This window comes from Achromobacter sp. GbtcB20 (assembly GCF_019091095.1).
GTDB classification, from domain to species: Bacteria; Pseudomonadota; Gammaproteobacteria; order Burkholderiales; family Burkholderiaceae_B; genus Achromobacter; species Achromobacter mucicolens.
Genome location: NZ_JAGXJZ010000014.1, coordinates 38,599 through 57,898, shown reverse-complemented (window position 1 = coordinate 57,898; position 19,300 = coordinate 38,599). Strand labels below are relative to the sequence as shown.

Here is a 19,300-nt window from a genome sequence, read left to right as displayed (position 1 = left end):
CATGCTGGAATCCTATCTTTCCACCGCCGGCGTCGTCCTGCCCTTTCTGCTCAAGGGTTTTTGGGAGACGCTGAAGATCTCCTTCGTGGCCATCATCGCGGGGTCGCTGCTGGGCTTTGTCATCGGCGTGATCCGCAGCTACCGCATTCGCGGCGTGCATCAGATCCTGGGTCTCTACATCCACATCCTGCGCGGCACGCCATTCCTGGTGCAGCTCTACATTTTCTACTTCGTGCTGCCCAGCTCCGGCATTGAAATGCTGCACTGGGATTCCGGCACGGCGGCCTTCGTGGCGCTGTCGGTCTACACGTCCTGCTACGTGGCGGAAATTGTCATGGGCGCCATCCAGGCCGTGCCGCGCGGCCAGACCGAGGGCGCGATGACGCTGGGACTGCGACCGCTGCAGATCCTGTGGCTGGTCATCCTGCCGCAGGCCATGCGCCTGATCGTGCAGCCCATGAGCGGCGTCTACGTCATGCTGATCAAAAGCACCGCCATCCTTTCGGTCGTCGGCATCACCGAGCTGACCCGCCAGGGCGAAGTCTTCATCATCACCTTCCCGGCGAAATCCCTGTTCATCTACGGCATGATCGCCGCCATCTACTTCATCTACTGCTACCCGCTCCTGCGCCTGGCCAACTGGCTGGAAAAGCGCCTGACCGGGGGCCTGCAAGGCGCGGGCCTGCACTGAGCGGACACCATGGTCTCCGAGTACATCGACACGTATTACAAGCGCACGCTCGCCGACAGCGAAACCTACTATCCGCCGCTGGCGGGCGCGGCCAGCGCCGACGTCTGCGTGATCGGCGCGGGCCTGGCAGGCCTGTCCACCGCGCTGGAACTGGCCCGGCGCGGCCGCAACGTCACCTTGCTGGAGGCGCGGCGCATTGCCTGGGGGGCGTCGGGCCGCAACGGCGGCTCGGTGTCGCCGGCCTTTTCGGCCGGCGCCGATGCCATCCGCAAGCACGTCGACGAAGACCACTACCGCCAGCTTTACCGGCTGTCGATGGAAGGCGTCGAGATCATCCGCAACAACATCCGCGATCTGCGTATCGCCGACGCCCACAAGGTGGACGGTCGCCTGCGCGTCGTGCGCTACGAGGCGACCGACGCGCTGCGCCAGTGGTGCGACAGCCAGCAGCGCGACTTCGGGCGCGACGTGCGGCTGCTGTCGCGCAGCGAAGTCCGGGAGCGTCTCGTGTCCGATGTCTATTTCCAGGGCATCGAAGACCCGTCGTCCTTTCACTTCCATCCGCTGAACTACGCCCGCGCGCTGGCCCGCGAGTGCGTCCGGCTGGGCGTGCGCATCCATGAAGACTCGCCGGTCGTGCACGCCACGCTCGACGGCGCGGTCAAGCACCTGAAGACCGAACAAGGGCAGATCGACGCCGCCACTGTCGTGCTGGCCACCGGCGGCTACACCGGCGACGTCGTGCCCGCCTTGCGGCGCGCCATGCTGCCCATCGCCACCTACATCATGCTGACCGAACCGCTCGGCGACCGCGTCCGCGAAGCCATCCGCAGCACCGCCGCCATCGGCGACGACCGGCGCGCCGGCAACTATTACCGCGTCCTCGATGGCGGCCGCATCGGCTGGGGCAGTAGAATCACCACCCGTGTCGACGACCCGCCCGATCTGGCCGAGTCCCTGCGCCGCGAATTGCTTGGCGTCTACCCGCAATTACAGGGGGTGCGCGTTGAGGCGGCGTGGTCGGGACGCATGGCTTACGCGCGGCACCTGATGCCGCAGATCGGGCTGCTGGGCCCGGGCGTCTGGTACTGCACGGCGTTCGGCGGCCACGGCATGAACACCACCTCCATAGGCGGACGCGTCGTGGCCGAGGGGATCACCGGCGACTCGCAGCGCTACAAGCTCTTCGAACCGTTCGGGTTGGCCTGGAATGGCGGGAGCCTGGGCACGGCGGCGGTTCAACTGACTTATTGGTCTTACCAGACGCGCGATTGGTGGCGTGAACGTCAATCGCGGGGCTGATTATTGCGGGCCTGATTGTTCAGGCCCGACTACTGCGGGCATGACAGGGTGTAGAGAATGCAAGGCAACAAACAGAGCGCATTGGCACAACGGCTGCGAGCCTTGCGCCAGGCGCGCGCGTGGACCCTGAAGCAGGCGGCCGAGGCCACCGGCGTGTCCGCGTCGACCCTGTCAAAGATCGAGAACAGCCTGCTGTCCCCCACCTATGACAACCTGATCAAGATCGCCGCCGGCCTGGACCTGGACGTCGCCGAACTGTTCACCGCGTCAGACGCCCACATGGGCACCGGCCGACGCAGCCTCAGCCGCCAGGGCGAAGGCCGCCAATACGAAACCCCGTACTACGACCACCGCCTGCTGTGCACCGCGTTGTCCCACAAGCGCATGATGCCGTTCCACACGCGCGTCAAGGCCCGCTCCTTCGACGAGTTTCAGGACTGGAGCCGCCATGGGGGAGAGGAATTTGTCTATGTGCTGGAGGGAGAGGTGCAGCTCTATACCGAGTTCTACGAACCCGCGCGGTTGAAGGCGGGGGAGAGCTTCTATATAGACAGCCGCATGGGGCACCGGGTGATCAGCCTGAGCCCGGAGGATGCGATCGTGCTGTGGGTGTCCACGCATACGGACATTGGCGAGGAGTAGGGGGGCGCCTAGCCAGGGGGGGGCCCTCGGCTAGAGGCGACCGGCTTAGGGGCGACGAACTTTTTTCCGCAACAGGGTAAAATGCGCGGCCCGGACAGGTTCCGGGCGTCTTCACACCGCGCGGCAGTAGCTCAGCTGGATAGAGCACGGGCCTTCTAAGCCTGAGGTCGGGGGTTCGAGCCCCTCCTGCCGCGCCAGAATAGCCCAATCAAATCAGCCGATTGGGTGCTGTAAGTCGTAAACGAGGCAATCATCAGAATAATCGCGCCTCTGACGACGCCGCTATCCCGGACCGGGGCTCGGCCATCGAGCCGACAGACTCCCGCTTTCATCTCTCGACAGATAACGTGAAGTGACCTTCCCGCGCCGGGCATGCCTGTTCAAGGGGCGTGCGCGCGCCCTGGCTGTTGCTCAGACACGTTTGATCTCCGCCCCGACCCTCACGAAGCGATTCGACTCGCCCCGTCCCCCTCTATCGATTCCTCAGTGAAAGCCCAACCCAACCCCGCCGCCTCACAAAAATATAGTGGATTAAATCAACTAATAAGCCTATAGTCGCTCCGTGGCCGCGGCTTCTTGCGGTGACAGCAACCGACCGATCAGGAGCAGGCATGACCCGGACTTATCACACGATTCTGTTTGACGTGCAGGACCATGTCGCCACGGTGACGTTGAACCGGCCCGAGAGTCGTAACGCGCTCAGTTCGCAGATGTGCGCGGAGCTGGTGCATGTCATGGAGGCGATCGCTGCCGACCCCGGCGTGCATGTGGCGCTGATCATGGGCAACGGCCCGGCGTTTTGCGCGGGCGCTGATCTGAAAGAGCGCAAGACCATGAACAGCCAGGAGATGACGGCGCGCCGCGTTCAGGGTTTTGCCGCCTATGCCGCCATTGAACGCCTGCCGCAGCCTGTGGTGGCGGTGGTCCATGGTCCGGCGTTTGGTTCGGGTTGCGAGATCGCGGGCGCTTGCGACTTTGTGTTGGCCTCCAGCGAGGCCGTGTTCTGCTACCCCGAAGTGGGTTGGGGGACGGTGGGCGCGACGCAGCGTCTGCCGCGTATTGCCGGCCCTCGCAAGGCCAAAGAGCTGTTGTTTACCGGCCGCCGGTTCGACGCCGCCGAGGCGAGCGAGATCGGTCTGGTCAACCATGTGTATGCGCCCGATGCGCTGCGCCAGGAAGCGCTGGCCATGGCGGCCGCCATGGCCCGGGCCCAGCCGCTGACGATGCGGTTGACCAAACGCAGCATCGATCAGGGCCTTGCCACGACGCGCGAAGGCGCGATGGCCATCGAACTGCTGGCCATCGAAGAAAACCTGCGCGGCACGGATTGGCAAGGCGCCATCGCCGGCTTTGGCAAGGAGCCGCAGGCATGAAGACGATGACGCTGGCGGCCGTATTGGCGCAGACGGTGGCGGCGCGAGGCCAGCAAGAGGCCTTTGTCGCCCCGGGCGAACGTTTCAGCTGGGATGAACTGGCCGCCGGGGCGCGGCTGCGCGCGCAGGCGCTGTATGCGGCCGGTGTACGCCGAGGCGACCATGTCGGCATCTTTCTCGGCAATGGCGGCGACTGGCTGCAGCTGTTTTACGCGTGCGCTCTGATAGGCGCGGTGACGGTGCCGGTCAATACCCGGTTCAAGACGGAAGAACTGGCGTTCTGCCTGCAACAGGCAGACGTCAAGCTGTTGCTGACGGCCGATACGTTTCTGGGCATCGACTTCCTGGATCTGCTGCAAACGGTGGAGCCCGCCCTGGCTGAACGCCTGCCAGGCGCGGTGCTGCCGAGGCTGGAGAAAGTGGTGGTGCTGGGCGATCGCGGGATGCCGGGCACGACCGCCTGGGCAGACTTCATCAAAGGCGCAACCCGTGCCGATGCCGCGGGCTTTGATGCCGCGGTGCGCGCCGTGAGCAGCGACGATGTGCTGCTGATTCAATACACGTCGGGCACGACGTCCTTTCCGAAGGGCGTCATGCTCACCCATGCCAATATGCTGGGCAACGCGGCGGCGGTGGCGCAGCGCATGGGCGTACAGCCGGAAGATCGCTATTTCAGTATCCGGCCGTACTTCCACGTGGCCGGCACCACGCTGTCCATTCTGGTGAGCCTGGTGACGGGATGCTGCCTGCTGACCTTGCCGCGTTTTGAAGTGGGCGACGCCTTGCGCATGCTGGACGAAGAGCGCTGCACGCTGACGTCCGGCAACGACACCATCTTCCTGATGCTGATGGGGCACCCCGATTTCGACCGGCAGCGGATCCATTTGCGGGGCGGTTGGGCCGCGGCAGGTCCCGAGGTGATGCAGAAGATCCGCGATGTCATGGGCGTGCCCTCGGTGTGCAACGCCTATGGGCAATCAGAGGCCTCGCCCAATATCGTCATGTCGGCCTGGGATGACGCGTTTTCGCTGCGCGCGCAGGGCTGGGCCTTGCCGCATCCCGGCATGGAAATCCGTCTGGTCGATCCGGCCACCGGCGCGGTGGTGGCGCCGGGCGGGCAAGGCGAGATCCAGGCGCGTGGCTGGAGCGTGATGAAGGGTTATTACAAGATGCCCGAGGCAACCGCTCGCGCACTGAGCGCGGATGGTTGGCTTAGCACCGGCGACCTGGGAGAAATGGATGCTGAGGGCCGCTTGCGCATGGTGGGACGCTTGAAGGACATGTTCCGGGTCGGGGGCGAAAACGTGGCGCCCGCCGAGGTTGAAGAGGTGCTGCACGGTCATCCGGCCGTGCGCATGGCGCAGGTGGTGGGCGTGCCCGACGCGCGGCTGGGCGAAGTGCCGGCCGCCTTTGTGCTGCTACGTGAAGACCAGCAGGCCGAGACCGCCGAGCTCATCGCCTGGTGCAAAAGCCGTTGCGCCAATTTCAAGGTGCCGCGCTATTTGGAAATCGTCGATACCTTTGAGAACATCGGCATGACCGGGAGCTCCAAGGTGCAGAAGAACAAGTTGCGCGCCCACGCGGTCAGCCTGTTCGGCCTGGGAGAAAAGCCATGACCCGCGATGTGGTGCTATGCGAGTGTTTTGCCCGCGATGGCCTGCAGCATGAGCCGGATTTCATTGCGACAGGCGTCAAGACCGAACTGGTCGACGCATTTGCGGCGCTGGGCTTTGAGCGGGTGGAGGCAACCTCGTATTCCAATCCGAAGGTGGTGCCGCAGTTTGCCGACGCCAGCGAGATGCTGGCCGCGCTGCCGCGGCGGGACGGCGTCTGGTACAAGGCGACCTGCGCCAATGAGCGCGCCGTGCAGCGGGCGCTGGCAGATCTGGAGCAGGGGCAGGGCGCCAACGAGATCAGCTTGCTGGTGTCGGCCAGCGAGTCGCATTCCGAGCGCAATCTGAAGCGCAGCCGTGCGGATCAGTGGGACAACATCGCCGGCATGGCCGCGCTGGCCAGTGGCCAATTTCGCATGATCGGCACGATCTCGGTGGCGTTCGGATGCCCCTTCGAGGGTGCGGTCTCGGCCGATAGCGTGCTGCGCGACGCCGAGCGTTATGCCGCGCTGGGGGTGAACATCGTCACGCTGGGCGACACCACCGGCATGGCCACGCCGCAAGCCGTGCGCCAGTTGTATGGCGCCCTGCAACGCGAATTCCCGCAACTCACGCTGGTGGCGCATTTTCATGACACCCGCGCAACCGGCCTGGTGAATTATGTGGCGGCGTTGGACGCCGGCGTACGCTGGTTCGATTGCGCCGTGGGCGGCGTGGGCGGCCATCCGGCCAAGGTGAAGTATGGCGGGGGCCATACCGGCAATGTGGCAACCGAAGACCTGGTCAATCTGTTTGAATCCATGGGGGTGCGCACGGGTCTGGACCTGGACGCACTGGCTGTCGTGTCACAGCGTTGCCGCGCGGTGCTGGGGCGCGACCTGCACAGCCGCGTGGCCGACAGCGGCTTCAATCCGCTGATCCGCGCCGGCGCTTGAGCGGCGTTTGTATATCATGCCCTCGTCACCGCAACCGCTCCAAGAGAACTCCATGGCAACTCGAAGCAAGCTTTCCTCGGGCCGTACCGCGCCCGCCGCGCTCAAGGAGCTGTTTTCCTATCGCTTGAACCGGCTGGCCTATGTGTCCAGCCGCATTGCGGCGGGCCTGAACGAAAGCCGCTATGGCGTGGGCCCGCGTGAGTGGCGGATCCTGGCCTTGCTGGGCGCCGCGCCCAATATGTCGTTGAACGCACTGGCTCGGGAAGCCAACATCGACAAAAGCCAGGCGAGCCGCACGGTGTCCGACCTGATCGAGCGCGGCCTGATCGAGCGCTGCGCGGATGCCCAGGATGCGCGCGGCGTCAACCTGGACCTGACGCGCGCCGGGAAGAAGCTCTATCAAGAGATGTTTCCCGCTGCCGTTGAGCGTAACGAGGAGATGCTGGCCGTGCTGAGCGAAGATGAGCGCGAGGTGCTGGAGCGTGCCCTGGAAAAGATGACGACGCACATGCTGGACATGCTCAATGACTTGAAGGCCGAAGTGCCGGCCCGCCGCGGCCGCGGCGTCCAGCCGCGCTGAGACGATTGCCTGTCCAAGACAGGCTTTCTTTTATTCATAAAGTTGATTAAATCAATTAAATAGAGGAAAAACGATGGCTGAAATGATTGTCGAGAACCAAGGCGCGGTGCGCGTGCTTCGGCTGAATCGCCCGGAGAAGCACAATGCGCTGAACACCGCCTTGACCGCCGGGTTGCTGGCCGCGCTGCGCGAGGCCGACCAGGATCCCGCGGTACGCACCATCGTGCTGACCGGCAATGGCAAGTCCTTTTGCGCCGGCGCGGATACGACGGAGTTCTCGGCGCTGACGCTCGAGCATCCCGAGGCCGTGCTGGCGCGCGCCAGCCTGACCACCGATCTGCATCTGGTCTTCTCGCGGATGAGCAAACCTGTCATTGCCGCCGTGCATGGCAATGCGCTGGGCGGCGGCGCAGGACTTGCGCTGGCGTGCGACATGGTGGTGATGGCCGAGGACACGCGTTTTGGCTATCCCGAACTGCGTCACGGCATCGTGGCGGCCGTGGTGATGGCCAATCTGGTGCGGCAGTTGGGCCGCAAGCAGGCCTTCGAGCTGGTGGCCATGGCCGAGCCCATCGACGGCCATCGGGCGGTGGCGTTGGGGTTGGCCAACCGGGCCGTGCCCGCCGCCGACGTCATGCCGCAGGCGCTGGCCTTTGCCGAGCGTCTTGCCGGGTGGGAAGCCGCGGCCATGGGCCTGACCAAGCGCGCGTTCCATCGGTGCGCGGACCTGGGGCTGGAAGACGCGCTGGGGGTGGGCCGCGATGCCAACGTCATCATGCGCGGTTTTCGTCAGGGGGCGTCGCGATGAAGCCGCTTGATGGCATCACCATCCTGGATTTGTCGCGGGTGCTGGCGTGCCCTTTTGCGTCGATGATCCTGGCCGAATTGGGCGCCACGGTGATCAAGGTCGAGCAGCCCGATGGCGGCGACGAGACGCGCGGATTCGAACCCAAGGTGCACGGCGAGGACGGGGACGAGTCGGCCTACTACCTGGCCTTCAACCGCAGCAAGCAGTCGATCACCGTCAATTTCCGCAAGCCCGAGGGCCAGGAGGTGATACGCCGGTTGGCGCAGGATGCCGATGTGGTGGTCGAGAATTTTCCGGTGGGCACCCTGGCGCGTTACGGCCTGGACAAGGCTCACATCGCGCCGGGAAACCCGGACTTGATCTATTTCTCGTGCACCGGCTTTGGGATGACTGGGCCGTACGCCCCGCGCAAGGGCTACGACACGGTGTTCCAGGCGATGGGCGGGATCATGAGTCTGACCGGCGAGCGCGATGGCGGACCGGTGAAGCCGGGATTGCCGGTGGCCGACCTGACCTCCGGCCTGTGGGCGGCGATTGGCATCTTGTCCGCCCTTGTCGGCCGCGAGCGTAGCGGGCGCGGGTGCCATATCGATTTCTCGATGCTGGACGGGCAGGTGGGTCTGTTGTCGCTGGCGGCGGCGCGCTATTTCGCCTTGGGAGAGGTTCCGGCGCGCATGGGCACGGAACATCCTGGCCGGGTGCCGTCGGCGGCCTTTGAATGCAGCGATGGCAAATGGGTGCAGATCACCGGCAGTGATCAACACTGGAAACCGCTGTGCGACCTTCTGGATCTGCCTCAATGGGGCGCGGATGCCGAATTGGCGCGCAATGCCGTGCGGGTAGCCCGCCGGGAGGAAGTCATGGCCGGTTTGCAGGCTGCCGTGGCCCGGCTGGATCGCGACGAGCTTTGCCGCCGTTGCGATGCCGCAGGCGTGCCGGCCGGGCCGATTCTGGATGTCGGCGAAATCCTGAATAACGAGCATGTCCGCGCGCGCGGCATGGTCTCGAGCTATGACCATCCCCGCATCGGCCGTTTTGGCGCGGTTCCGGTGCCCTTCAAATTCGAAGGGTATGAAGATCCGCAGGTCGAACGGCCGCCATTGCTGGGCGAGCATACCGACGAGGTATTGCGCGCAAGGCTGGGGCTGTCGGCCGAGGAAATCACGGCGTTAAGGCAGCTTGGCGCCATTTAGCAATACAAAAAAAGCATCCCGATGAGGATCAGGAGACAACGATGAAAACCTTGAAGCGATTGCTGTGCGGCCTGGGTGTCAGCATGATTTGCAGCGGTGCGAGCCTGGCGGCGGACGCCTACCCAACCCGGCCGATCACGCTGGTCAATCCTTATGCCGCCGGCGGCCCTGCCGATGTGCTGGGACGCGCGCTGGCGCGCGAGCTGGAAAAGCAGTTGGGCAAGCCGGTCATCGTGGAGAACAAGGCCGGCGGCGGGGCGGCGATCGGCGCAAATTTCGTGGCGCGGGCCAAGCCGGACGGCTACACCCTGCTGCTGGGGACGTCGGCCGCGCATGTCGTGACGCCCCTGATGCAGCGGACGGCCTACGACGGCATCAAGGATTTTGCCTTTGTGACCATCGTGGCCAACCAGCCCAATATGCTGGTTGTGCGTTCGTCCTTGCCGGTATCCACCTTGCCGGAACTGATCGCGCTGGCACGCAAGGAGCCGGGCAAGATCAACTACGCGTCGGCCGGTCCCGGAAGTTCTCCGCATCTGGGTGGCGAGCTGTTCCGTCAGCAGGCCAAGGTCGACATCATGCACATCCCCTATAGCGGCGCCGCGCCGGCCATCAATGATCTGGTGGGCGGCCAGGTCGATATGGCCGTCCTGAACCTGGCGGCCAGCGTGCAGTTCATCCGCAGCGGCAAACTGAAGGCCCTGGCGTATGCCAACCCCAAGCGTTCCGCGCTGTTTCCCGATGTGCCCACCTTGGCTGAAGCAGGGGTGAGCGGCGCCGAATCGGCGTCCTGGTACAGCCTGGCTGCACCCAAGGGCACGCCGCAAGCGGTGCTTGAGAAATTGAACAAGGCCGTGCAGGCCGTGAACCAGTCGCCGGAGTATCGCAAGCTGATGGATGCCCAGGGTGTGGAGCTCTGGACCCTGACGCCGCAGGAAGCCACCCAATACGTGGAAAAAGACCAGCTTGCGATGCGCAAGCTGGTGGACAGTGCTGGCCTGACGAAGAAATAAGGCGCGCGGGGGGGGGCGCAGTTGCGCTTCACCCCAGCGCGCTAAGCCGCCGGATCGCAACCAGCGTCTCTTGAACCAGGCGCTGCATCAATTCGGCGGCCGGCACCAAGTCGCCGATCAGTCCCGCGCTTTGACCGGCTTCCACCTTGCCGAGGTCGACATTGCCTTCCAGCGCGGCCTGCTTCAACGTGCTTTGCGCGAACAAGCCGTCCAGTGCTTCGTCGCTGCTGGTGCGTTCGGCGTTCAGGTACTGCTGGGCAAAAGCGTTGCGCAGCATGCGTACCGGCGAGCGGCCGCGGCCGACCAAGGTGGTGTCGCTGATGCCGGCGGCCATCACGGCCGCCTTGTAATCGGCGTGCACGCTCGCCTCGGGTGTCAGCAGGAAGCGCGTTCCCAGTTGCGCGCCAGCCGCGCCCAGGCACAGCGCCGCGGCAATGCCGGCGCCATCCGCGATGCCGCCTGCGGCGACGACGGGCAGGTCCACGCGCTGCACCGTTGCACGCAGCAGCACCTGTGTGGTGATCTCGTCCGGGCCAGGGTGCCCGCCCGCTTCCAGGCCCACCGCGATCACGCCATCCACGCCGGCCGCTTGGGCTTTCTCGGCGTGGACGGGGCTGGCAATGACCTGCAGCCATTTCATCCCGGCATCATGCACGCGGGCCAGATGCTCTCGCGGCCCGCCTTGCGAGGCAATGATGATCGGTGCGCCTTCGGCGATGGCGATGTCCAGATGTTCGCGCGCGCGCTTGTTGTACAGCGGGATGTTGACCGCGTAGGGCGCGTCGGTCAGGGTGCGCAGCTTGCGCAGCGCGGCTTGCAACGCCTCCGGGTACATCGGGCCGGATGCCACCACGCCCAGGCCACCGGCGGCCGACACGGCGGCAGCCAGTTCCGCGTTGGAAGACGCCCAGCTCATGCCGGCTTGAATGATGGGGTATCGGATACCCAGAAGATGGGTCAGCGGGGTTTGCAAGGTCATGATGGCGTCTCGTCCGAAAGCAACCATTCTCGGACAAGTCGTTGATTTAATCAACTAAATCGCAACGTCAGCCCGTCAAATTCACCGTCGCCCCATGCCGTACCACGCGCTTGGCCAAATCCCCGCCCACCCAGTAAGCCAGCTCTGCCGGATGCGCAATATCCCAAACGACAAAATCCGCCACCTTGCCCGCCTCCAGCGTCCCGCGCGTCGCTGACAAGCCCAACGCCCGGGCCCCATTCGCCGTCACGCCCGCCAGCGCTTCCTCCGGCGTCATCCGGAACAACGTGCACGCCATGCTCAGCATCAAGCGCAGCGACAGCACGGGCGACGTCCCGGGATTCAGATCCGTCGAAATGGCGATGGGTACACCGTGTTGGCGCAGCAGATCCAGCGGCGGCAGTTGTGTCTCGCGCAGCGCGTAGAAGGCTCCAGGCAACAGCACCGCCACCGTCCCCGCTTTGGCCATCGCCCGCACATCCGATTCGGTCAGGTATTCGAGATGATCCGCTGACAGCGCCCCATGGCGCGCCGCCAGGCTTGCGCCGTGCAGCGAAGACAGTTGCTCGGCATGCAGCTTCACGGGCAGGTTCAGCCGTGCCGCGGCCTGAAACACGCGCTCCACCTGAGCGGGCGTGAACGCCAGATGTTCGCAGAAGGCGTCGACGGCATCGACCAGGCCCTCGGCCGCCAGGGCGGGCAGCATGCGCTGAGTGACTTCATCAATGTAGTCGTCGGGGCGGCCTTGGAACTCGGGCGGCAGCGCGTGCGCGGCCAGGCAGGTTGCCTGCACGGTCAGGGGCAGCGTCTGGCCCAGGTGACGGGCCACGCGCAGCATCTTGCGTTCGTTTTCCAGATCGAGCCCGTAGCCGGATTTGATCTCCAGCGTGGTGACGCCATCGCGCAGCAGTTGCACGGCGCGGCGGCGGGCGCTGGCGTAGAGCTCGTCTTCGGTGGCCGCGCGCGTGGCGCGCACGGTGCTGGCGATGCCTCCGCCCTGGGCGGCGATGGTGGCGTAGTCGACACCTTGCAGGCGTTGCTCGAACTCCCGGCTGCGGTCGCCGCCGAACACCAGATGAGTGTGGCAGTCGATGAGGCCTGGCGTGACCCACGCGCCGCCCAGGTCATGCACGTGCGCGGCGTCGACGTTGGGCAATTCGGCCTCGGGACCGATCCACTCGATGCGCTCGGCACGGGTCACGATGGCTGCGTGTTCGATGAGGGAATACGCGCCACCCGCCATCGTGGCCGCGTGGCAATGTCGCCAGACTTGTCTCATGCACTTCTCCTTCAGGCAGCTGCCTGCCAGGGGATTGCCCTGGCAGGCGCCGCGTCGATCAATCCGAGCCCTGCGTGGCCAGCACCGGGGCGCCGCCGCCGGGGCGTTTGGGATGCACCCAGAAACGATACGCCACGCAAAGCAGCGCGATCCACACCGCGCCCACGCCCAGCGCCGTCTGCGTGCCGGGGAAATAGCCCAGCACGGCGATCACGAAAACCATGAAGGCAATGGCCAGCAAGGGACCCAGCGGCCAGAACGGAACCGGGAACTTCAATGCGGCGACGTCTTCGGCGTGCATCTTGCGGCGCATCGCCACCTGCGAGAGCAGAATCATCAGCCACACCCATACGGTGGCGAAGGTGGCGATGGAAGCGATGAGCAGGAACACATTCTCCGGGATCAGATAGTTCAGCAACACGCCGACCAGCAACGCCACGGACATGACCACCACCGTCATCCACGGCACGCCGTTGCCCGAGACCGAGGCAAAGCCGCGCGGCGCCTGACCTTGCTGCGCCATGCCGTACAGCATGCGGCCCGCGCCGAAGATGTCGCTGTTGATGGCCGACACGGCTGCGGAGATGACGACGACATTCAGGATGGTGGCCGCCGAGCCGATGCCCAGGCTGTCGAAGATCTGCACGAACGGACTGCCTTTGCTGCCGATCTGCGTCCACGGGAAGATGGACATCAGCACGAATAGCGTCAGCACGTAGAAGAGCAGGATGCGCATCGGGACGGCGTTGATGGCGCGGGGAATGGTGCGGCCCGGGTCCTTGGCTTCGCCGGCGGTGATGCCGATGATCTCGATGCCGCCAAACGCGAACACCACCACGGCCAGCGACGCAATCAGCCCGCCCACGCCATTAGGCATGAAGCCGCCGTGCGCCCAGAGGTTGTGCACGCCGGTCGCAGCGCTGTCCGCGCCCAGTCCCAGGCCAAACAGCATGATGCCCAGGCCGCCCGCAATCATCGCAATGATGGCGCTGACTTTCAGCAGCGACAGCCAGAACTCCAGTTCGCCGAATACCTTGACGGACAGCAGGTTGATGGCCCCGATGAAGCAGACGATGGAAAGCACCCAGATCCAGCGCGGCACGTCGGGATACCAGAAGCCCATGTACAGCCCGAACGCGGTGATGTCGGCCAGACAGACGATGATCATCTCGAACGCATAGGTCCAGCCGGTGAGAAAGCCCGCGAGCGGGCCCAGGTATTGCGTGGCGTAGTGGCCGAACGAGCCGGATAACGGATTGCGGACCGCCATTTCGCCGAGGGCGCGCATCACCATGTACACGGCGGCGCCGGCGATCAGGTACGCCAGCAGCACTGACGGTCCGGCTGCCTGGATCGCCTTGGCCGATCCGTAGAAGAGCCCCGTGCCAATGGCCGATCCCAATGCCATGAAGCGGATGTGCCGGGCATTCAGGCCCCGTGTGAGCGCCTGCGCGGGGGCCGGTGCGTCGGACTGCTTGGTTGCTTGCATTGTGTCTCTCTCGTTTTCCCTTGGACGTTCGGCATCAACCGCCGCGAGGGGCGCCTTCTGGTGGGCGCGTGCACGCGGCGTGGCAATGGCGGCCCGCGTCATCCGGCCGCCACGGACGGCATCACAGGCTGGGCAAAAGGCCCGGGGGCATCAGGCCGTTCATGACTTGCGCGGCGAGCAGTCCGCTGGCCGCGGCGATGTCGGGCGCGAAGAAGCGGTCTTCTTCGTAGTGGGGCACTTTTTCGCGCAGGGCGCGGCGCGCCTGTTCCAGTTGCGGAGAGGTCTTGAGCCCCTCGCGGAAATCCAGCCCCTGGCACGCGCCCAGCCATTCGATGGCCAGGATGTCGCGCACGTTGTCGGCCATGGCCCACAGTCGCTTGCCCGCGTTGGGCGCCATCGAGACGTGGTCTTCCTGGTTGGCCGACGTGGGCATGCTGTCCACGCTGGCCGGATGCGCCAAGGCCTTGTTGTCGCTGGCCAGTGCCGCGGCCGTCACCTGGGCGATCATGAAGCCGGAGTTCACGCCGCCCTTGCGGACCAGGAACGGCGGCAATTGCGACATGTGCTTGTCCATCATCAGCGCGATGCGCCGTTCCGACAGGGCGCCGATCTCGGCCAGCGCCAGCGCCAGGTTGTCGGCGACCAGGGCCACGGGCTCCGCATGGAAGTTGCCGCCCGAGATGACGTCGCCTTGTTCGACGAACACGAGGGGGTTGTCGGACACGGCGTTGGCTTCGATCTGGAGCACCTGCGCCGCATGGCGGATCTGCGTGAGGCAGGCGCCCATGACCTGGGGCTGGCAACGCAGGGAGTAGGGGTCTTGCACCTTGCCGCAGTCGGCGTGGGAATGGCCGACTTCGCTGTCCTCGCCCAGCAGGCTGCGGTAGACGGCGGCCACGTCGATCTGGCCGGTCTGGCCGCGCGCAGCGTGAATGCGGGCATCGAACGGCGTGCGCGAACCCAGCATGGCTTCGACGCTGAGGCTGCCGCAAACGAGGCCGGCCGCCATCATGTCTTCGGCTTCGAACAGACCGCGCAGGGCAAACGCAGTGGACACCTGGGTGCCGTTCAGAAGCGCCAGGCCTTCCTTGGCGGCAAGCGTCAACGGCGTCAGGCCGGCGCGCGCCAAGGCGTCGCGCGCGGGCAGCCATTCGCCCTGATGGCGCGCCTGGCTTTCGCCCAGCAGCACCATTGACATGTGGGCAAGCGGGGCGAGGTCGCCCGAGGCGCCCACCGAACCCTTGAGAGGAATGTGGGGATAGACGCCCGCGTTGACCAGGGCAATCAGGCTGTCGATGACTTTGCGGCGCACACCGGAATAGCCGCGGGCCAGGCTGTTGATCTTCAGCACCATGATGAGGCGCACCATCGCGTCGTCCAGCGCCTCGCCCACGCCGGCGGCATGCGAACGCACCAGCGAAGTCTGCAAGGCCTGCAGGTCCTCGCGCGCAATCTTGGTGGAGGCCAACAGGCCAAAGCCGGTATTGATGCCGTAGACCGTGCGGCCTTCGGCGATGATGCGTTCAACCGTGGCCACGCTGGCGTCGATGCCCTGCGCGGCGCCGCGATCCAGCGTCAGGCTGACGGGCTGCCGGTAGGCGCGCCGCAGGTCGGCCAGCGTCAGGTGGCCCGGTTTCACATGCAATTCCATTTCCACTTCTCCCACGCCGGTTGCCCGGCTGCTTGCGATCATTGTTGTGCGGTCAGTCACGCTTGCCGGTCACCATGGGCAGGTTCAAGCCCTGCTCGCGGGCGCAATCGATGGCGATCTGGTACCCGGCGTCGGCGTGCCGCATCACGCCCGTGGCCGGATCGTTGGTCAGCACCCGGGCGATGCGCTCGGCGGCCGCGTCGGTGCCGTCGCACACGATGACCATGCCGGAATGCTGCGAGAAGCCCATGCCGACGCCGCCGCCGTGATGCAGCGAAACCCAGGTCGCGCCGCTGGCGGTGTTGAGCAGGGCGTTGAGCAGCGGCCAGTCGGACACGGCGTCCGAGCCGTCGCGCATGGACTCGGTTTCGCGGTTGGGGCTGGCGACGGAGCCGGAATCCAGGTGGTCCCGGCCAATGACGATGGGCGCCGAAAGCTCGGCTGACCGGACCATCTCGTTGAATGCCAGGCCCAGCTTGGCGCGCGCGCCCAGGCCCACCCAGCAGATTCGGGCGGGCAGCCCCTGGAAGCTGATGCGTTCGCGCGCCATGCTGAGCCAGCGGTGCAGGTGGGCGTCGTCGGGAATCAGTTCCTTGACCTTGGCGTCGGTCTTGTAGATGTCCTGGGGGTCGCCGGACAGCGCGGCCCAGCGGAACGGCCCCACGCCCCGGCAGAACAGCGGCCGGATGTAGGCCGGGACAAAGCCGGGGAAGTCGAACGCGTCGGCAACGCCTTCTTCCTTGGCCATCTGCCGGATGTTGTTGCCGTAGTCGAAGGTGGGAATGCCCTGCCGCTGGAATGCCAGCATGGCCTGCACATGCACGGCCATCGACTGCTTGGCGGCCTTGATGACCGCCGCCGGCTCGCGCTCAGCGCGATCGCGGTATTCCTGCCAGGTCCAGCCGGCGGGCAGGTAGCCGTTCAAGGGGTCGTGCGCGCTGGTCTGGTCGGTGACCATGTCGGGCCTGACGCCCCGGCGCACGAGCTCGGGCAGGATCTCGGCGGCGTTGCCGCAGAGCGCGACGGACACCGCGCGGCCTGCTTGCGTGTGGTTGGCGATGCGGGCCAGCGCGTCGTCCAGGTTGGCGGCCTGTTCGTCCACATACCGCGTGCGCAGGCGGAAGTCGATCCGGCTTTGCTGGCATTCGATGTTGAGCGAGCACGCGCCGGCCAGCGTGGCCGCCAGGGGCTGCGCGCCGCCCATGCCGCCCAGGCCGGCGGTCAGGACCCAGCGCCCGGCGAGGTTGCCGCCGTAGTGCTGGCGGCCCGCTTCGACGAAGGTTTCGTACGTGCCCTGCACGATGCCCTGGCTGCCGATGTAGATCCAGCTGCCGGCGGTCATCTGGCCGTACATGGCCAGACCCTTGGCGTCCAGTTCGTTGAAGTGTTCCCACGTGGCCCAATGCGGGACGAGGTTCGAGTTGGCGATCAGCACGCGGGGTGCGTTGGCGTGGGTCTTGAACACGCCGACCGGCTTGCCCGATTGCACCAGCAGCGTTTCGTCGTCGTTCAGGGCCGTGAGGGATTCAACGATCTTGTCGTAGCAATCCCAGTCGCGGGCTGCGCGGCCGATGCCGCCGTAGACGACGAGCTCGTTCGGGTTCTCGGCCACGTCGGGGTCGAGGTTGTTCATGAGCATGCGCAAGGGCGCTTCGGTCAGCCAGCTCTTGGCCGTGAGTTGGCTGCCGCGCGGTGCGCGAATGAGGGCGTCGCGGAATCGGGTCGAAGGCTTCAAGTGTGTCTCCTGGATCGGGTTGAGGCGCGCGGTGATCCAGCGCCAAGGTCATCGAATCTTATGATGCCTATGGTTGTATATACAATAGTAGATGACTGATTTTAGAGCTAGGGATTACCCCAATGAAAAATGCCGAAACCCGTGGGGATTCGGCATTGGCGAAAGAACCAGGGGGCGCCGCAATGGCGCGGATGTCACGTCGTGAACTTGCCTTCCAGGCGGTGGCGCGAGCCGGGGTGGATCAGGCGGGCCAGGGTCACCGCGCGGTCGCCGGACCAGGTGCGCCGGCTGATGAGCAGGCATGGCTCATCGCGTTCGATCTGCAGCAATTGGCACTCGCGCGGCTTGGCCAGGATCGCCTCGACCACGTGCTCGCCCGCGCTCAGCGGCGCCACGCGGGTCAGGTATTCATAGGGCGTGCTTTGGGTGAAGTCCTGCTTCAGGTAGTCGGGCGCAAGGCGAACGTTGACGTAGCGGTCTTCCAACTGAATCGGCACGTCGTCCTCGTAGTGGACGATAAGCGAATGAAAGACCGGCTGCCCGGCGCGGATTTCCAGCGCCTGGGCTTGTTCGGCGCCAGCCGGCTCTTCAGCCAGCCGCACCACGCGGCTGTGGTGGCGGTGGTTGCGCGCCGCGATCTCGTCGGCGATGTTGTTCACGGCAAACAAGGCCGAACGCGCCTTGGGCTGGGCAACGAAGGTGCCGACGCCTTGCATCCGCACAAGCAGGCCTTCCGACGTCAATTCGCGCAGCGCGCGGTTGATCGTCATGCGGCTGAACCCCAGTTCCTCGACCAGTTCGGCTTCCGACGGCACGCGGTAATGCGCGGGCCAGGCGCCGCTGCGGATCTGCTGCGCAATCATCTGCTTGACCTGCGCGTACAGCGGCGCGGGCGGGGCATTGGCTGGGACAGGCAATCGGGGAGGGGAGGCAGCCACGAGGGATCCTGGGTATGCAACGTGTGAGCGGTGAAAATGCGGGCTCTAGTATAGACAGGTACACCTCGCCAGCGGGCGCCCTGCCTTAGCTGCGCGCCGGCCTGCTGACCCGAAGCGCGGCGACCACCAGCGAAAACGCCGGCGACGGTTGCCGCCGGCTGGGGTAGTAAAGATGGTATCCCTCGAAGCTGGGGCACCAGTCCTCCAGCACCCGGACCAGTTGGCCGGATTCCAGATAGGGCATCAGTTCGTCCTCCGGCAACAGCGACAGGCCAAGTCCCGCCAGCGCCGCGTCGATCTGGGGCTGGGTGGTATTGAAAATCAACGGGCCGTCCACGCGGACGTTGACCTGGCGGCCGCGGCGCTCGAAGTCCCACACATACAGGCCGCCTGAACTTTGCATGCGCTGATTGATGCAGGCATGCTGCATCAGATCCTGGGGCACCTTCGGGACGGGCCGCGATTCGAAGTAGCCGGGCGACCCCACCACGGCCAGGCGCATTGGCGGACCAATGGGTACGGCGATCATGTCCTTGTCGATGGTCTTGCCCATGCGCACACCGGCGTCGAACCGGTCCGCCACGATGTCGCGGAATCCGTAGTTCACGTCGAACTCTAGCTTGATGTCCGGATACTCGCGCATCAACGGCGTCAGCTTGGGCAGCAGGATACTGTGCAGCACGTAGTCGCCACAGGTGATGCGCACGGTTCCCGCCGGCTTGTCGCGCAGTTCGGTCAGCTCGTCCAGCTCTGCCTCGATCTCGTCGAAGCGGTTGCCGATGGCGTTGAGCAGCCGCTCGCCCGCCGCGGTGGGGGAAACACTGCGCGTGGTGCGCCTGAGCAGGCGGATCTGCAGGCGCGTTTCCAAGCCGCTGACGGACTGGCTGAGCGCCGATTGCGTGACGCCCAGCAGCGACGCCGCGCGGGTAAAACTGCCTTCGCGCGCGACCGTCACGAAGTAAAGGAGGTCATTGAGGTTGCGACGGGCCATGGGACGAATGGAGAAATTGATTCGCTGATCTTATAAAGCTTTTGAGGATTGATCAGCGAGCTTCCGGCTCGGCCGTTTGCGGGGATTC

The 19,300-nt window shown here is 65.5% G+C and carries 17 protein-coding genes and 1 tRNA gene; 11 read left to right on the top strand and 7 right to left on the bottom strand.

The features are described from left to right. Position 1 precedes the first annotated feature (1 nt). From KVT32_RS18300 to KVT32_RS18250, 11 genes are all read left to right on the top strand, one after another. The gene (locus tag KVT32_RS18300) at positions 2-691 is read left to right on the top strand and encodes an amino acid ABC transporter permease (protein ID WP_056323142.1); all 690 of its coding nucleotides are present in this window, start codon (positions 2-4) and stop codon (positions 689-691) included. 9 nt (positions 692-700) lie between these two features. Continuing rightward, positions 701-1,993 carry an FAD-binding oxidoreductase gene (locus KVT32_RS18295; protein ID WP_217618632.1) on the top strand — a complete coding sequence of 431 codons (1,293 nt, stop codon included), beginning with the start codon at positions 701-703 and terminating at the stop codon, positions 1,991-1,993. A 57-nt stretch (positions 1,994-2,050) separates the two neighbouring features. Beyond that, on the top strand, positions 2,051-2,635 hold the full coding sequence (locus tag KVT32_RS18290; RefSeq protein ID WP_056323144.1) for a helix-turn-helix domain-containing protein: 585 nt from the start codon (positions 2,051-2,053) through the stop codon (positions 2,633-2,635). 120 nt (positions 2,636-2,755) lie between these two features. Further along, a tRNA-Arg gene (locus KVT32_RS18285) sits at positions 2,756-2,832 on the top strand. A 414-nt stretch (positions 2,833-3,246) separates the two neighbouring features. Beyond that, positions 3,247-4,008 carry an enoyl-CoA hydratase/isomerase family protein gene (locus KVT32_RS18280; RefSeq protein ID WP_217618631.1) on the top strand — a complete coding sequence of 254 codons (762 nt, stop codon included), beginning with the start codon at positions 3,247-3,249 and terminating at the stop codon, positions 4,006-4,008. After that, the gene (locus KVT32_RS18275; protein WP_217618630.1) at positions 4,005-5,624 is read left to right on the top strand and encodes an AMP-binding protein; all 1,620 of its coding nucleotides are present in this window, start codon (positions 4,005-4,007) and stop codon (positions 5,622-5,624) included. The genes KVT32_RS18280 and KVT32_RS18275 overlap by 4 nt, the downstream gene beginning before the upstream one ends. Further along, positions 5,621-6,556 (top strand): hydroxymethylglutaryl-CoA lyase, encoded by a 936-nt coding sequence (locus tag KVT32_RS18270; protein ID WP_175157202.1) that lies wholly within the window; start codon positions 5,621-5,623, stop codon positions 6,554-6,556. The genes KVT32_RS18275 and KVT32_RS18270 overlap by 4 nt, the downstream gene beginning before the upstream one ends. A gap of 52 nt (positions 6,557-6,608) precedes the next feature. Further along, positions 6,609-7,136 (top strand): MarR family winged helix-turn-helix transcriptional regulator, encoded by a 528-nt coding sequence (locus KVT32_RS18265; protein ID WP_063954389.1) that lies wholly within the window; start codon positions 6,609-6,611, stop codon positions 7,134-7,136. A 73-nt stretch (positions 7,137-7,209) separates the two neighbouring features. Then, on the top strand, positions 7,210-7,944 hold the full coding sequence (locus tag KVT32_RS18260; protein WP_217618629.1) for an enoyl-CoA hydratase/isomerase family protein: 735 nt from the start codon (positions 7,210-7,212) through the stop codon (positions 7,942-7,944). Beyond that, complete coding sequence (locus tag KVT32_RS18255; protein ID WP_152385077.1) at positions 7,941-9,137, top strand: CaiB/BaiF CoA-transferase family protein; 1,197 nt, start codon at positions 7,941-7,943, stop codon at positions 9,135-9,137. The genes KVT32_RS18260 and KVT32_RS18255 overlap by 4 nt, the downstream gene beginning before the upstream one ends. A gap of 41 nt (positions 9,138-9,178) precedes the next feature. Next, complete coding sequence (locus tag KVT32_RS18250; protein ID WP_152385076.1) at positions 9,179-10,150, top strand: tripartite tricarboxylate transporter substrate binding protein; 972 nt, start codon at positions 9,179-9,181, stop codon at positions 10,148-10,150. Between the two features lie 28 nt (positions 10,151-10,178). Here the strand turns inward: KVT32_RS18250 and KVT32_RS18245 are convergent, their stop codons facing one another. The 7 genes from KVT32_RS18245 to KVT32_RS18215 all read right to left on the bottom strand — a co-directional run bounded on the left by KVT32_RS18245 (position 10,179) and on the right by KVT32_RS18215 (position 19,212). Beyond that, positions 10,179-11,129, bottom strand: coding sequence for a nitronate monooxygenase family protein (locus tag KVT32_RS18245; protein ID WP_180100584.1), 951 nt, complete (start codon positions 11,127-11,129; stop codon positions 10,179-10,181). 67 nt (positions 11,130-11,196) lie between these two features. Beyond that, on the bottom strand, positions 11,197-12,408 hold the full coding sequence (gene hutI / locus KVT32_RS18240) for an imidazolonepropionase (protein ID WP_217618628.1): 1,212 nt from the start codon (positions 12,406-12,408) through the stop codon (positions 11,197-11,199). A gap of 58 nt (positions 12,409-12,466) precedes the next feature. Then, on the bottom strand, positions 12,467-13,897 hold the full coding sequence (locus tag KVT32_RS18235) for an amino acid permease (RefSeq protein WP_217618627.1): 1,431 nt from the start codon (positions 13,895-13,897) through the stop codon (positions 12,467-12,469). A 121-nt stretch (positions 13,898-14,018) separates the two neighbouring features. Further along, on the bottom strand, positions 14,019-15,548 hold the full coding sequence (gene hutH / locus KVT32_RS18230; protein ID WP_175157198.1) for a histidine ammonia-lyase: 1,530 nt from the start codon (positions 15,546-15,548) through the stop codon (positions 14,019-14,021). A 52-nt stretch (positions 15,549-15,600) separates the two neighbouring features. After that, the gene (hutU, locus tag KVT32_RS18225) at positions 15,601-17,283 is read right to left on the bottom strand and encodes a urocanate hydratase (protein WP_217618626.1); all 1,683 of its coding nucleotides are present in this window, start codon (positions 17,281-17,283) and stop codon (positions 15,601-15,603) included. Positions 17,284-17,477: 194 nt separating this feature from the next. Then, positions 17,478-18,221, bottom strand: coding sequence for a histidine utilization repressor (gene hutC / locus KVT32_RS18220; protein WP_175157196.1), 744 nt, complete (start codon positions 18,219-18,221; stop codon positions 17,478-17,480). 85 nt (positions 18,222-18,306) lie between these two features. Then, complete coding sequence (locus KVT32_RS18215; RefSeq protein WP_217618625.1) at positions 18,307-19,212, bottom strand: LysR family transcriptional regulator; 906 nt, start codon at positions 19,210-19,212, stop codon at positions 18,307-18,309. Positions 19,213-19,300: the final 88 nt, after the last annotated feature.